The sequence below is a fragment of the Pseudomonas orientalis genome (genome assembly GCF_001439815.1).
In the GTDB taxonomy this organism is placed as follows: domain Bacteria; phylum Pseudomonadota; class Gammaproteobacteria; order Pseudomonadales; family Pseudomonadaceae; genus Aquipseudomonas; species Aquipseudomonas orientalis.
The window spans coordinates 584,399-598,686 of record NZ_JYLM01000001.1; the positions used below are offsets into that span (position 1 = coordinate 584,399).

Annotated in this window: 17 protein-coding genes; 13 read left to right on the forward strand and 4 right to left on the reverse strand. The window is 58.7% G+C overall.

Annotated elements, in window-relative coordinates:
* Nucleotides 1-162: 162 nt before the first annotated feature.
* A complete protein-coding gene (locus TU82_RS02605; RefSeq protein WP_057721561.1) occupies nt 163-1,251 on the reverse strand; it encodes an asparaginase in 1,089 nt (362 codons plus the stop codon).
* A gap of 451 nt (nt 1,252-1,702) precedes the next feature.
* Here TU82_RS02605 and TU82_RS02610 point away from each other — a divergent pair, with 451 nt between their 5' ends.
* From TU82_RS02610 to TU82_RS02640, 7 genes are read left to right on the forward strand one after another with little or no spacing between them, the layout of a single operon-like run.
* Nucleotides 1,703-2,662, forward strand: coding sequence for a sugar ABC transporter substrate-binding protein (locus TU82_RS02610; RefSeq protein WP_057721562.1), 960 nt, complete (start codon nt 1,703-1,705; stop codon nt 2,660-2,662).
* Nucleotides 2,663-2,719: 57 nt separating this feature from the next.
* Nucleotides 2,720-4,273: a sugar ABC transporter ATP-binding protein gene (locus TU82_RS02615; RefSeq protein ID WP_057721563.1), complete on the forward strand. Its 1,554-nt coding sequence runs from the start codon at nt 2,720-2,722 to the stop codon at nt 4,271-4,273.
* A complete protein-coding gene (locus TU82_RS02620) occupies nt 4,270-5,247 on the forward strand; it encodes an ABC transporter permease (protein WP_003174987.1) in 978 nt (325 codons plus the stop codon). Before TU82_RS02615 ends, TU82_RS02620 begins: the two co-directional genes overlap by 4 nt.
* 3 nt (nt 5,248-5,250) lie before the next feature.
* Nucleotides 5,251-6,273, forward strand: a complete 1,023-nt coding sequence (locus TU82_RS02625) for a LacI family DNA-binding transcriptional regulator (RefSeq protein WP_057721564.1) — start codon at nt 5,251-5,253, stop codon at nt 6,271-6,273.
* Nucleotides 6,274-6,296: 23 nt separating this feature from the next.
* Nucleotides 6,297-7,214: a ribokinase gene (gene rbsK, locus TU82_RS02630; RefSeq protein WP_057721565.1), complete on the forward strand. Its 918-nt coding sequence runs from the start codon at nt 6,297-6,299 to the stop codon at nt 7,212-7,214.
* Nucleotides 7,211-7,615: a D-ribose pyranase gene (rbsD, locus tag TU82_RS02635; protein ID WP_057721566.1), complete on the forward strand. Its 405-nt coding sequence runs from the start codon at nt 7,211-7,213 to the stop codon at nt 7,613-7,615. The genes rbsK and rbsD overlap by 4 nt, the downstream gene beginning before the upstream one ends.
* 26 nt (nt 7,616-7,641) lie before the next feature.
* Nucleotides 7,642-8,670, forward strand: coding sequence for a nucleoside hydrolase (locus TU82_RS02640; protein ID WP_057721567.1), 1,029 nt, complete (start codon nt 7,642-7,644; stop codon nt 8,668-8,670).
* Between the two features lie 31 nt (nt 8,671-8,701).
* On the opposite strand, the gene TU82_RS02645 is transcribed toward TU82_RS02640, so the two are convergent.
* Nucleotides 8,702-8,908 carry a hypothetical protein gene (locus TU82_RS02645; RefSeq protein ID WP_057721568.1) on the reverse strand — a complete coding sequence of 69 codons (207 nt, stop codon included), beginning with the start codon at nt 8,906-8,908 and terminating at the stop codon, nt 8,702-8,704.
* A gap of 156 nt (nt 8,909-9,064) precedes the next feature.
* On the opposite strand from TU82_RS02645, the gene TU82_RS02650 reads away from it, so the two are divergent.
* Nucleotides 9,065-9,373 (forward strand): hypothetical protein, encoded by a 309-nt coding sequence (locus TU82_RS02650; protein ID WP_057721569.1) that lies wholly within the window; start codon nt 9,065-9,067, stop codon nt 9,371-9,373.
* Between the two features lie 145 nt (nt 9,374-9,518).
* Nucleotides 9,519-9,839: an I78 family peptidase inhibitor gene (locus TU82_RS02655; protein WP_057721570.1), complete on the forward strand. Its 321-nt coding sequence runs from the start codon at nt 9,519-9,521 to the stop codon at nt 9,837-9,839.
* A 72-nt stretch (nt 9,840-9,911) separates the two neighbouring features.
* On the opposite strand, the gene TU82_RS02660 is transcribed toward TU82_RS02655, so the two are convergent.
* Together TU82_RS02660 and TU82_RS02665 are read right to left on the reverse strand one after the other, a co-directional pair.
* Nucleotides 9,912-10,124, reverse strand: coding sequence for a cold-shock protein (locus tag TU82_RS02660; protein WP_003234260.1), 213 nt, complete (start codon nt 10,122-10,124; stop codon nt 9,912-9,914).
* 289 nt (nt 10,125-10,413) lie between these two features.
* A complete protein-coding gene (locus TU82_RS02665; protein ID WP_082631949.1) occupies nt 10,414-10,728 on the reverse strand; it encodes a hypothetical protein in 315 nt (104 codons plus the stop codon).
* A gap of 365 nt (nt 10,729-11,093) precedes the next feature.
* On the opposite strand from TU82_RS02665, the gene thrS reads away from it, so the two are divergent.
* From thrS to rplT, 4 genes are read left to right on the forward strand one after another with little or no spacing between them, the layout of a single operon-like run.
* On the forward strand, nt 11,094-13,016 hold the full coding sequence (gene thrS / locus TU82_RS02670; RefSeq protein ID WP_057721571.1) for a threonine--tRNA ligase: 1,923 nt from the start codon (nt 11,094-11,096) through the stop codon (nt 13,014-13,016).
* Entirely contained in the window at nt 13,016-13,567 is a 552-nt protein-coding gene (infC, locus tag TU82_RS02675; RefSeq protein ID WP_169960276.1) for a translation initiation factor IF-3, read from the forward strand. Before thrS ends, infC begins: the two co-directional genes overlap by 1 nt.
* 59 nt (nt 13,568-13,626) lie before the next feature.
* Complete coding sequence (rpmI, locus tag TU82_RS02680; RefSeq protein WP_002553160.1) at nt 13,627-13,821, forward strand: 50S ribosomal protein L35; 195 nt, start codon at nt 13,627-13,629, stop codon at nt 13,819-13,821.
* A 29-nt stretch (nt 13,822-13,850) separates the two neighbouring features.
* Nucleotides 13,851-14,207: a 50S ribosomal protein L20 gene (rplT, locus tag TU82_RS02685; RefSeq protein ID WP_003192488.1), complete on the forward strand. Its 357-nt coding sequence runs from the start codon at nt 13,851-13,853 to the stop codon at nt 14,205-14,207.
* The last annotated feature ends 81 nt before the right edge of the window (nt 14,208-14,288 follow it).

Consider the following 14,288-nt stretch of genomic DNA (forward strand, 5'->3'; position numbering starts at 1 on the left):
TATTTAACTGTAGGTGTTTTCGCAACTGCTTAAATTCAAAGACATCCGTCTGACAGCGAATTTGGAAATTTGCTGTGATTTGCTGCGAGAAAAATTTTTAAGCGTGAACCTGATGTGGCGAGGAAGCACGTTACCTCGCCACAATTTCAGGTAGGTCTGGAATCAGTATTCCCAGAACATCCGTTGCAGCTCTTTGCTGTCCTGAGTCTTGGTCAGGGCGACCATTGCCAGGATGCGGGCCTTCTGCGGGTTCAGGTCAAGGGCAGCCACCCAGTCGTATTTGTCGTCTGGTTGTTCAGCGTTACGCAGCACCATGCCACCGGCGTTGACGTGCGAAGAGCGAATGATCTGCACACCTTGTTTACGCAATTCCACCAGCGCCGGAACGACCTTGGACGACACCGAGCCATTGCCGGTGCCGGCATGGATGATCGCTTTTGCGCCCGCTTGGGCCAGGGCTTTGTAGGCGGTGTCGCTCACGTTGCCGTAGCCGTAGGCAATTTCAACGTCAGGCAGGCTCTTGATGGTCTTGATGTCGAATTCCGAATCCATGGTGTGACGCTTGGCAGGCAGGCGGAACCAGTAGGATTTGCCTTCGACGACCATGCCCAATGGGCCCCATGGGCTCTTGAACGCCTCGGTCTTGATATTGATCATCTTGCTCACGTCGCGACCCGACTGGATCTCGTCGTTCATGGTCACCAGCACGCCTTTGCCGCGCGCGTCCTTGCTGCCCGCGACAGCAACGGCGTTGTACAGGTTGAGCATGCCGTCCGCCGACATGGCGGTGCCTGGACGCATGGAGCCGACCACCACGATAGGTTTGTCAGTTTTTTCAACCAGGTTGAGGAAGTAGGCGGTTTCTTCAAGGGTGTCGGTACCGTGGGTGATCACGATGCCATCGACGTCCTTGCTGTCGGCCAATTCGGCGACGCGGCGCCCCAGTTGCAGCAGGTTCTCGTTATTGATGCTTTCCGACGCAATTTGCATCACTTGTTCGCCGCGTACATTGGCGATCTGGCTAAGCTCAGGAACACCGGCGATCAATTGTTCGATGCCGACCTTGGCTGCCTGGTAGGTAGCGCTATTGGCCGCACTGGCGCCCGCGCCGGCAATGGTGCCGCCAGTGGCGAGGATCACCACGTTGGCGAGCTTGGTCTTGCTTTCGACTTCTTTTGCCTGAGCGGCGACAGGGAACAGCAGCAGAAGGGCTAGCGCCCCTGGAACAAAGGATTTCAATGCAGATTTCATTATTTTTCTCTCTGGTTTTTAACGAGTGCGGTAGCAGATTTATCCAGAACACCCGGGCGACTCTGAACGCCTCGAGGTGCTGAGAAAGAGCAGGATTTGTACCAAGCCGATGATGAACCAGTAGATAAATTAACTTGTTGATTTGAAACAACTTTAGTTGCCGGTTCGGGCTGGTCTGACAGGGTGCTGTCCGGCTTTCCGAACGCAGGAGGCGTTGGCGTTCGGTTGTCCGAAAATGTCGGGAGTATTTACAGGGGCCATGTGTGAAATCGTCGCGGCTGCTGTCGTTTCAAGCAGCGTTAGCGTGAAGGGTATTTTTCAGAATGAAAGGTGAGCGACGACCGTTGACAAATCTCAACAAGGTTCTCATAGTTCTGGCAACGCAAACGTTTGCGAGATGTTTCTTCGGTGCAAGCGTTGCTCACAATAATCATAAGATCGGAGTACACCCATGAAGCTGCCATTTGCAGGACGTCTTCTCGCTGTCGCCGTGCTTGCCGCCGCATCCGCTGCCCTGCCTCTCTCTTGCGCATTCGCTGACGACGCCGCCGCCAAACCCAAAGTCGGCCTGGTGATGAAGTCCCTTGCCAACGAATTTTTCGTGACCATGCAAGAGGGCGCCAAGGACTACCAGAAGTCCCACGCCGCCGACTTCGACATGATCACCAACGGCATCAAGAACGAAACCGACACCAGCGCGCAGATCGATATCGTCAATCAGATGATCCTGGCCAAGGTCAACGCCATCGTCATCGCACCCGCCGACTCCAAGGCGCTGGTCACCGTGCTGAAAAAGGCCTCGGATGCCGGCATCAAGGTGGTCAACATCGACAATCGCCTTGACCCGGACGTGCTGAAAAGCAAAAAACTCGATATTCCCTTCGTAGGCCCGGACAACCGCAAAGGCTCCAAGCTGGTCGGTGACTACCTGGCCAAGCAACTGGCCGCGGGCGACAAGGTCGGTATCATCGAAGGCGTTCCGACCACCACCAACGCCCAGCAGCGCACCGCAGGCTTCAAGGATGCGATGGATGCGGCGGGCATGAAGATCGTCTCCACCCAATCCGGTAACTGGGAAATCGACCAGGGCCAGAAAGTCGCCTCGGCGATGCTGAGCGAATACCCGGACCTCAAGGCATTGTTGGCCGGTAACGACAACATGGCCCTGGGCGCCGTCTCCGCCGTACGTGCGGCAGGCAAGGCCGGTAAAGTGCTGGTGGTGGGCTACGACAACATCGAAGCCATCAAGCCGATGCTGCAGGACGGTCGCGTGCTGGCAACCGCCGACCAGGCCGCGGCCCAGCAAGCCGTGTTCGGCATCCAGAATGCGCTGAAGCTGGTCAAGGGCGAGAAGGTCGAGGCCACCGATGGCGTGATCGAAACCCCGGTCGAACTCGTCCTCAAGAAGTAATCCCGGCAGTAGCCAACAGCGCCCGTTCGTCCTGAGCGGGCGCCTGGAGATTTTCCTATGTCATCTTCCGCCCCGAACGCTGTCCTCTCGGTCAGCGGTATCGGCAAGACCTATGCCCAACCGGTACTGTCCGACGTCACGCTCACGCTCAATCGTGGCGAAGTGTTGGCGCTGACCGGTGAAAACGGCGCAGGCAAAAGTACCTTGTCGAAGATCATCGGCGGGCTGGTCACGCCGACCACCGGCAACATGCAGTTCAACGGTCAGGATTATCAACCCGCCAGCCGCACCCAGGCCGAAGCGCTGGGGGTGCGCATGGTCATGCAGGAACTCAACCTGCTACCGACGCTGACGGTGGCTGAAAACCTGTTCCTGCATAACCTGCCCAGCCGTGGTGGCTGGATCAGCCGCAAACAGTTGCGCATTGCCGCGACCGAAGCCATGGCCCAGGTGGGCCTGGACGCAATCGACCCGGACACCCTGGTGGGCAGCCTGGGCATTGGCCATCAGCAAATGGTCGAGATTGCCCGCAATCTGATCGGTGATTGCCACGTACTGATTCTCGACGAACCGACGGCGATGCTCACTGCCCGTGAAGTCGAGATGCTGTTCGAACAAATCACCCGCCTGCAGGCCCGAGGCGTGGCGATCATCTATATTTCGCACCGGCTGGAAGAACTGGCCCGCGTGGCCCAGCGCATTGCCGTATTGCGCGACGGCAAGCTGGTCTGTGTCGAGCCGATGGCCAATTACAACAGTGAACAGCTGGTGACCCTGATGGTAGGGCGCGAGTTGGGCGAGCACATCGACCTGGGCCCGCGCACCATCGGTGAGCCGGCCTTGACGGTCAAAGGCCTGACGCGCTCGGACAAGGTGCGCGACGTGTCTTTCCAGGTGCGTGCCGGCGAAATCTACGGTATTTCCGGGCTGATCGGCGCCGGTCGTACCGAGTTGCTGCGCCTGATTTTCGGTGCCGACCCGGCCGACAGCGGTACGGTGGCGCTGGGGCCGCAGGCCGACGTAGTCAGCATTCGCTCCCCGGTCGACGCGGTCGCTCATGGCATTGCCCTGATCACCGAAGACCGCAAGGGTGAAGGCCTGCTGCTGACCCAGTCCATCAGCGCCAACATCGCCTTGGGCAACATGCCGGAAATCTCTGCTGGCGGGCTGGTCAACCGCCGCGATGAAACCGCCCTGGCCAAGCGCCAGATCGACGCCATGCGCATCCGCAGTTCCAGCCCGGCGCAATTGGTGTCCGAGCTGTCGGGCGGCAACCAGCAGAAAGTGGTGATTGGCCGCTGGCTCGAGCGCGATTGTTCGGTGATGCTGTTTGATGAGCCTACGCGCGGCATTGATGTCGGCGCCAAGTTCGACATTTATGCCTTGCTCGGCGAGTTGACGCGCCAGGGCAAAGCGCTGGTGGTGGTCTCCAGCGATCTGCGCGAGCTGATGCTGATCTGTGACCGCATCGGCGTACTGTCTGCCGGACGCCTGATCGAGACATTCGAGCGCGACCGCTGGACCCAGGACGAATTGCTCGCCGCCGCGTTTGCCGGCTATCAGAAACGTGACGCGCTGCTCAATGAGGCAGCGCCTAGGAATACCCCATGAAAACAACCACTTCCCCCGGTAAAACCGGCGGCAACTTCTACGGCCTGGGCACTTACCTGGGGCTGGCGGGCGCGTTGCTGGCGATGATTGCGCTGTTCTCGGTACTCAGCGATCACTTCCTGTCCTACGACACGTTCAGCACCCTGGCCAACCAGATCCCGGACCTGATGGTGCTGGCGGTGGGCATGACCTTCATCCTGATCATCGGCGGCATCGACCTCTCGGTAGGTTCGGTACTGGCGTTGGCGGCGTCGGCGGTCAGCGTGGCGATTCTGAGCTGGGGCTGGAGCGTATTGCCGGCTGCCGTGCTGGGCATGGGCTGCGCCGCATTGGCCGGCACGCTTACCGGTTCCATCACTGTGGCCTGGCGTATTCCCTCGTTTATCGTGTCCCTTGGCGTGCTGGAGATGGCCCGGGGGGTGGCTTACCAGATGACCGGCTCGCGCACCGCTTACATCGGTGACTCGTTTGCCTGGCTGTCCAACCCGATCGCGTTCGGGATCTCTCCGTCGTTCATCATTGCGTTGCTGGTGATCATCGCCGCCCAACTGGTACTGACCCGCACCGTGTTCGGTCGCTACCTGATCGGCATCGGTACCAACGAAGAAGCGGTGCGCCTGGCCGGCATCAACCCCAAGCCCTACAAGATCCTGGTGTTCAGCCTGATGGGCCTGCTCGCAGGTGTGGCCGCGCTGTTCCAGATCTCGCGCCTGGAAGCGGCGGACCCGAATGCCGGCTCAGGCCTGGAATTGCAAGTGATCGCCGCCGTGGTGATCGGCGGTACCAGCCTGATGGGCGGGCGCGGCTCGGTCATCAGCACGTTCTTTGGTGTGCTGATTATTTCGGTACTGGCGGCGGGCCTGGCGCAGATCGGCGCGACGGAACCCACGAAACGCATCATTACCGGTGCGGTGATCGTGATTGCCGTCGTCCTTGATACTTACCGCAGCCAGCGCGCCAGTCGGCGGGGCTGAACCATGGCAACGATCAAGGATGTGGCGGCGCTCGCGGGCATTTCCTACACCACGGTGTCCCATGTGGTGAACAAGACGCGGCCGGTCAGCGAGCCGGTGCGCGTCAAGGTCGAGGCGGCGATCAAGCAGTTGGACTATGTGCCCAGTGCGGTAGCCCGCTCACTCAAGGCCAAGACCACGGCGACGATCGGGCTGCTGGTGCCCAACAGCCTCAACCCGTATTTCGCCGAATTGGCCCGGGGCATTGAGGATTACTGCGAGCGCAATGGCTATTGCGTGATCCTGTGCAACTCCGACGACAACGCCGAAAAGCAGCGCAGCTATTTACGCGTGCTGCTGGAGAAACGCGTCGACGGCTTGATCGTGACCTCGGTGGGCGGCGATGACAGCGGCCTTGCCGCTGGCTTGAGTGCGGTGCGCACCCCGATGGTGATCGTCGACCGGGCACTGGACGGTATCAATGTCGATCTGGTGCGCATCGATCATGAAGAGGGGGCTTACCTGGCCACCCGGCACTTGCTTGAGCTGGGCCATCGAGACATCGCCTGCATCGCCGGCCCCGCCCATACCCGCGTGGCGCAGATGCGCCTGGCAGGCTATCGGCGTGCGCTGCGCGAGGCGGGTGTTGAAACAGCGGCCGAGCGCATCCGGGAAAGTGATTTCACCAGCACCGGCGGTTATGCCGCTGCCGTGCATTTGCTTGCGCAGCAACCACCCAGTGCGATTTTTGCTTGCAACGACATGATCGGTTTTGGCGTGCTTCGCGCCGCAGCAGAGCGCAATATCCGCGTGCCGGGCGAGCTGTCGGTGATTGGTTTCGATGACATTCAAATGGGTCGCTACGTCTATCCGGCGCTGACCACGGTCGGGCAGTCGATCGTACAACTGGGCGAGACAGCGGCCGAATTATTACTGCGACGTATAGCGACACCCCAACTGCCGGTCGATCAACGCATCGTGACGCCAAGTATTGTCTTGCGTGAGTCGACGGCGCCGTTGGCGGGTGTTTTTGCCCAATACCGCTGAACCGAATTGATGAGTACTGATGTATGCCAGCAAAAGTAGTGGTAGTAGGCAGCTTGAACATGGACCTGGTCACCCGCGCCAGTCGCTTGCCGCGTGCCGGTGAAACGCTGATCGGCCAGACGTTTTCCACCGTGCCCGGTGGCAAGGGCGCCAATCAGGCCGTCGCCCTGGCGCGCCTCGGGGCGGATGTGGCGATGATCGGCTGCGTCGGCAGCGATGCCTATGGCGGCCAATTGCGCGATGCGCTCTTGGTCGAAGGTATCGATTGCCACGCCATCAGCACGGTGGAAGGCTCCAGTGGTGTCGCGCTGATCGTGGTGGATGACAGCAGCCAGAACGCGATTGTGATTGTGGCGGGCAGTAACGGCCAGTTGACGCCCCAATCGCTGACGGCCTGCGATGCCGTATTGCAGGCTGGCGACGTGATCATTTGCCAGCTTGAAGTGCCGATGGACACCGTCGGGCATACGCTCAAGCGCGGCCGCGAGCTGGGCAAAACGGTGATCCTCAACCCGGCGCCGGCCAGCGGGCCCTTGCCGGCCGAGTGGTATGCCTCGATCGACTACCTGATTCCCAACGAAAGTGAAGCCAGCGCCTTGAGCGGCGTGGCGGTCGATTCGCTCGACAGCGCCAAGCTCGCCGCGACGGCGCTGATCAAGGCCGGCGCCGGTAAAGTCATCATCACCCTTGGCGCTCAGGGGGCACTGTTTGCTGACGGCAACAGCTTCGAGCACCTGGCCGCACCCAAGGTGCGGGCAGTGGACACCACCGCTGCCGGCGATACCTTCGTGGGTGGCTTTGCCGCCGCGCTGGCGGCCGGCAAGAGCGAAGCCGAGGCCATCCGTTTTGGCCAGGTCGCTGCAGCGTTGTCGGTGACCCGTGCCGGCGCCCAGCCTTCCATTCCTACACTGCACGACGTACAAGGTTTTGTGCCCTCATGAAAAAGACACCTCTGCTCAATATCGCCCTGTCCCGCGTGATCGCGTCATTGGGGCACGGCGACGTCCTGGTCATCGGGGATGCCGGCCTGCCGGTGCCTCCCGGCGTGGAATTGATCGACCTGGCGCTGACCCAGGGCATTCCGGATTTCATCAGCACCCTGCGCGTCGTGCTCAGCGAAATGCAGGTGGAAAGCCACGTGCTGGCTGAAGAAATCCTGCTCAAGCAGCCTCCCGCGCTGGTCGCGCTCAACGCGCTGGCAGAGCAGGCTGCGCTGGGCGAGCGACGCCTGCTCAGTCATGAGGCGTTCAAGCAATTAAGCGGCAGGGCGCGCGCGATCGTGCGCACCGGCGAATGTCAGCCTTACTGCAATATCGCGCTGGTATCCGGCGTAACCTTCTAGAGTCTCCCTACGACAAGGAGTGTTTTATGCAACGTGGTCTTCCCTCTCTGAAAAATCTGTTCCGGAGTGTTCTGCTTTTGTCCGCGCTCACTGCTGCAAGCGCCCAGGCGGCGGAAAAAATCGACCTGATCATCGATACCGACCCAGGTGCTGACGATGTGGTTGCCTTGCTGTTCGCCATGGCTTCCCCGGAAGAACTGAACATTCGCGCACTGACAACGGTGGCCGGTAACGTGCGCCTGGACAAAACCTCCCGCAACGCCCGCCTGGCGCGCGAGTGGGCAGGGCGCGAGGACATTCCGGTTTACGCGGGGGCGCCAGCGCCGCTGCTGCGCAAGCCGATTTATGCCGAGAATATCCACGGCAAGGAAGGTATCTCCGGCGTCACCGTGCATGAGCCGAAACAAGGCCTGGCTGAAGGCAATGCCGTGGATTACCTGATCAAGACCCTGACGAGCGCCAAACCCCACAGCATCACCATCGCCATGCTCGGCCCGCAGACCAACCTGGCCCTGGCGTTGACCCAGGCGCCGGAAATCACCCAGGGCATCAAGGAAGTGGTGGTGATGGGCGGTGCGCACTTCAATGGCGGCAATATCACGCCAGTGGCCGAGTTCAACCTGTTCGCCGACCCGGTGGCTGCAGAAATTGTGCTTAAAAGTGGCGTGAAGTTGACCTACCTGCCGTTGGACGTCACTCACAAGGTGCTGACCAGCGAAGCGCGTCTGAAGAAGATTGCAGACCTGAACAACAACGCGAGCAAGGTCGTCAGCAATATCCTGAACGAGTACGTCAAGGGCGACATGGAACACTACGGCATTCCTGGCGGCCCGGTGCATGACGCCACGGTGGTCGCCTACTTGCTCAAGCCATCGCTGTTCAGTGGTCGCCAGGTCAACGTGGTCGTCGACAGCCGGGAAGGCCCGACCTTCGGCCAGACCATTGTCGATTGGTATGACGGCCTGAAGCAGGAGAAGAACGCGTTCTGGGTCGAAAACGGCGATGCCCAGGGCTTCTTCGATCTGCTGACCGAACGCCTGGCGCGCTTGAAGTAAACCGCTTGCCGGTCGGCGTTCGCCGGCCGGTTCATTCGCGCTCTTGTGCGCCCATGTGGTCGGCCGGGTATTTCTCGAATACCTGGCCAATGAAGGCTTGAGCGCCCTGGGTGCCGAGCTCCTTGACCAGCAGGTCGATCCCAATGATCGCCAACTCCTCCGCACTACCGGGGCTGTAGGAGCTTTGCCCCTGGGGCCATTTGGCTTTGATATCGGCTTGGAGCGTTACGGTGGTCATGGGGGATCTCGCGGGCTGTAAGTACTGGGCAATGCGCTGGCGTGCGGCTGCAGCGGGCGCAGTTAAGCATTTTGCGCGGGGTTTGGCACTGCTACTTAGGCATGAGGGAAGGGGTGTGCGACACTGTCGGCCTGTTTATTGGCCGGGAAATACCGCGTGCAGATCGATTTGAATAAGCCTGAGAGCCTTACGCTGGCAGCCGTGCGCCAACTGATTGCCAGTGCCAGTGACGATGAGCATACCCAACTGCGGGTCACCAAGGCCGGCATCGCCTATATCTCTTCAGGGAAGGTTGTAGGCGGTGTAGATATCGACGGGCTGCTGTTTCGCTTGGAAACCTGGGCGAAGGGATCCGGGTATGTAGGAAATGTGGCTGCCAGTGACGAGGTCTGGGTGACGCAGATTTTCAACGCGCTGAAGCAGAACTGGCCTGAGCCGTCGTCCGACTACATCGATATCTACTGAACATGTTCATATCTGGTCACGATTGACTGGACGCTTGCCTGGCGTGACTCAGGCAGACTTGTCTATGAGGCGTTAACGTCTTGAAACCAATCGGTTCAATCGCTGTCGCACGATCTCTGTTCACTTTTTTATCATAGGAGGCTTCATGCCTTGGAAGCTCGCATCATTCGGTACTTTGTTGGCGGCGCTCGCGTTGGCGGGTTGCAGCACCCCGGGTGCCTCTGAGCCAGGCAAAGATGCCACCGTGACCGATGCCGGTCATAGCCGCTGTGAGTCGAAGGCCGCCGAGTACACCGTCGGCCAGAAAGCCTCGCCTCAACTGCTGGAGCAGGCGCGTACCCGTGCCGGTGCGCAGAATGCGCGCATCCTCAAGCCTAACGATATGATCACGCTGGAGTATCGCTCCGACCGCCTGAACCTGAACACCGACGATAATCTGGTGATCACGCGGGTCAATTGCGGCTGATAGCCTGCGGCTTTTGCAGCGTCCATAAAAAACCCCGTCACATGGACGGGGTTTTTTTAGCTCAGCGGAGAATTACTCGCCGCGAACCTGTGCAGCTTGCATACCCTTTTGGCCTTTCTCAGCCACGAAGGAAACGGTTTGGCCTTCTTTCAGGCTTTTGAAACCGTCGCTTTCGATAGCTTTGAAGTGTACGAACAGGTCGTCACCGCCACCTTGAGGAGTGATGAAGCCGAAGCCTTTTTCATCGTTGAACCATTTAACGGTGCCGGTTTGGCGATTAGACATGGTGTATCTCCAAGAAACATATATTTTCAGTAGTGCTGTGCTGCTCAGGCCAACTGGGCACACAGGGCTATCATAGTCGAAATGTTCGACTTGGGAGCCCCCCCAAGGCACTGTTTGCTTATCAATAGCGTTGCCTTGAGTCTCGATTCCAGCTGAGAGCCCCGATTTACGGGGCTTTGCTGCGAAATATCAGCTATTAAAAAAAGCCGTAAAAGCTACGTAATTTGTGAGAAATAGCAGTTTTCAGGCTGTTTTTTTGGCAAAACAGATGTCCGATCTGCAGGCGTTCTTACTTTTTCTTGACGACCTTGCAGGACGAAATAGCTGCGACCGCTTTGTTCTTGAGCTCCGCGCTGGCGTTCTGATTGGTCATCAATTCCTTGATTTCCGCAGTGCTCAATTCGGCGTTGATCTTGTCGGCGCCACATTCGCAGTGGGCTTTGGCAGTTTTGACGTCCACATTCTGGCTGGCCGCAGTGCTGCAGTCTTGGACGAAGGCGTCACGGGCGCCGGCCGGCCAGTTCGATGGCGCAGCGGCTTGCGCGCCGAGCGAAAGGAATGCCAGGGAAGCGGCGAGGGCGAGGGTCGAGGTAAAACGCATCATGGGATGCTCCTTTGGGTCGAGGACGAACGGCGATTCTCGGGGTGTTTGAGGCGTGACGTACAGCTCAAGTTCACTTTCGCGGCCATAAAGCCTGGAATTTGCCTTTACCCCGGTCGTGTCGGCGCGATGACCGTTCATCTGTGTTAGCATCGTGAGCTTGGCTCTTTCCAGGTGTGCCATTTGCCACCTTGCCAGGGCTATTTTTGTTCACTCCAGTCACTCTGGTTCGATTATCGGTTGGCCGAAAGGCTCCTGCCGCTGTAAGGCAGGCGTTCAGCATTGAACGGCCTGGTGTTGGATCTTGTACTGGCTCATCCCAACCCACGTGACCTTTGGTAGGGGTCACCACTAGGAGAGGAGGCGCCATGCCAACTATTACTCTACCCGACGGCAGTCAACGTTCATTCGATCATCCGGTTTCCGTAGCCGAGGTCGCCGCATCCATTGGTGCCGGCCTGGCCAAGGCCACCGTGGCCGGCAAGGTCGACGGCAAGCTGGTCGACGCCAGTGACCTGATCATCTCCGATGCCAGCCTGCAGATCATCACGCCCAAGGACCAAGAGGGGCTGGAGATTATTCGCCACTCTTGCGCGCACTTGATCGGCCATGCGGTCAAGCAGCTGTATCCCACCGCGAAAATGGTGATCGGGCCGGTTATCGATGAAGGCTTCTATTACGACATCGCCTACGAGCGTCCTTTCACTCCGGACGACCTGGCCGCCATTGAACAGCGCATGCACGCGCTGATCGAAAAAGATTACGACGTGATCAAGAAGGTCACGCCGCGCGCCGAAGTGATCGACGTGTTTACCGCCCGTGGTGAAGACTACAAGCTGCGCCTGGTGGAAGACATGCCGGACGAGCAGGCCATGGGCCTGTACTACCACGAAGAATACGTGGACATGTGCCGTGGCCCGCACGTGCCGAACACGCGCTTTCTCAAGTCGTTCAAGTTGACCAAGTTGTCCGGCGCCTACTGGCGCGGCGACGCGAAGAATGAGCAACTGCAACGCATCTATGGCACCGCCTGGGCCGACAAGAAGCAGCTGGCCGCCTATATCCAGCGTATCGAAGAAGCCGAGAAGCGCGACCATCGCAAGATCGGCAAGCGCCTGAACCTGTTCCACCTTCAGGAAGAGGCGCCGGGCATGGTGTTCTGGCACCCGAACGGCTGGACCCTGTACCAGGTGCTCGAGCAATACATGCGCAAGGTTCAGCGTGACAACGGTTACCTCGAGATCAAGACCCCGCAGGTCGTCGATCGCAGCCTGTGGGAGAAATCCGGGCACTGGGCCAACTACGCCGACAACATGTTCACCACCCAGTCGGAAAACCGCGACTATGCCATCAAGCCGATGAACTGCCCTTGCCACGTGCAGGTGTTCAATCAAGGCCTGAAGAGCTACCGCGAGTTGCCGATGCGCCTGGCCGAGTTCGGTGCCTGCCACCGCAACGAGCCATCGGGTGCACTGCACGGCATCATGCGCGTGCGCGGCTTTACCCAGGACGACGCCCATATCTTCTGCACCGAAGAGCAGATGCAGGCTGAGTCCGCCGCGTTCATCAAGCTGACCATGGACGTTTACCGCGATTTCGGCTTCACCGAAGTCGAGATGAAGCTGTCCACTCGTCCGGAAAAACGCGTCGGCTCCGACGAACTCTGGGATCGAGCCGAAGCTGCACTGGCCGCAGCACTCGACAGCGCGGGCCTTGCTTACGATCTGCAGCCGGGAGAGGGCGCGTTCTACGGTCCCAAGATCGAGTTCTCGCTGAAAGATTGCCTTGGCCGCGACTGGCAGTGTGGTACCCTGCAGCTCGATTTTAACCTGCCGATCCGTCTGGGGGCCGAATACGTCTCCGAAGACAACAGCCGTAAACACCCGGTTATGCTGCACCGGGCGATCCTCGGCTCGTTCGAGCGGTTCGTCGGCATCCTGATCGAGCACTACGAGGGCGCGTTCCCTGCGTGGCTGGCTCCGACCCAGGCAGTGATCATGAATATCACTGATAAACAGGCAGATTTTGCCGCCGAGGTTGAAAAAACCCTCAACGAAAGCGGATTTCGTGCCAAGTCCGACTTGAGAAATGAAAAGATCGGCTTTAAAATCCGTGAGCATACTTTGCTCAAGGTTCCCTATCTCTTGGTTATCGGAGATCGGGAAGTCGAGATGCAGACTGTCGCTGTGCGTACTCGTGAAGGTGCTGACCTGGGCTCGATGCCCGTCGCCCAGTTCGCTGAGTTCCTCGCGCAAGCGGTTTCCCGGCGTGGTCGCCCAGATTCGGAGTAATTACTATTAAGCGTGAAATGAGACAAGATAAACGAGCTGCACCGAAAGCCCCGATCAACGAGAATATCTCGGCACGCGAGGTTCGGTTAATTGGGGCTGAGGGTGAGCAGCTTGGGATTGTGTCAATTGAAGACGCGCTTCTTAAGGCTGAAGAAGCCAAGCTCGATTTGGTGGAAATTTCCGCCGATGCTGTACCACCTGTCTGCAAGCTGATGGACTACGGCAAATCGATCTTCGAGAAGAAGAAGCAGATTGCCGCAGCCAAGAAAAACCAGAAGCAGATCCAGGTTAAAGAAATCAAGTTTCGTCCAGGGACGGAGGAAGGGGATTACCAGGTAAAACTGCGCAACCTGGTACGTTTCCTGAGTGATGGGGACAGGGCCAAGGTATCCTTGCGATTCCGCGGCCGTGAGATGGCCCACCAGGAGCTGGGGATGGAACTCCTCAAGCGGGTTGAAGCTGACCTGCTCGAGTACGGTTCGGTCGAACAGCATCCTAAGATGGAAGGACGCCAGCTGATCATGGTCATCGCCCCGAAAAAGAAGAAGTAATCAACAGGGCACGGCAGGCCTTCTGATTATGTTTATCAACTGAATGCGGAGTACCGAACATGCCAAAGATGAAAACTAAAAGTGGTGCTGCTAAGCGGTTTCTGAAAACTGCTAACGGCATCAAGCACAAGCACGCTTTCAAGAGCCACATCCTGACCAAAATGTCGACCAAGCGTAAGCGTCAACTGCGCGGTAGCAGCTTGCTGCATCCGTCTGACGTGGCAAAAGTCGAGCGCATGCTGCGCCTTCGTTAATTTTGGTTCAAGAATAGAGGAAGTAACTCATGGCTCGTGTTAAGCGTGGCGTCATGGCCCGTAAGCGTCACAAAAAAATTCTGAAACTTGCTAAAGGCTACTACGGCGCGCGTTCACGCGTATTCCGTGTTGCCAAGCAAGCGGTAATCAAGGCAGGCCAATACGCCTACCGTGACCGTCGTCAGAAAAAACGTCAGTTCCGCGCTCTGTGGATCGCTCGTATCAACGCTGGTGCACGTGTTAACGGTCTGTCCTACAGCCGTTTCATCGCTGGCCTGAAGAAAGCGTCCATCGAAATCGACCGTAAGGTTCTGGCTGAACTGGCCGTGAACGAAAAAGCGGTGTTTGCTGCGATTGTCGAGAAAGCTAAAGCCTCCTTGGCTTAAGTACCCCCGACAGTCACCTTGGGTTACTCCTGTAGCCCAGGGTGGTAAACGTCATAAATAGGGGAAGAGCCTTCAAGCTCT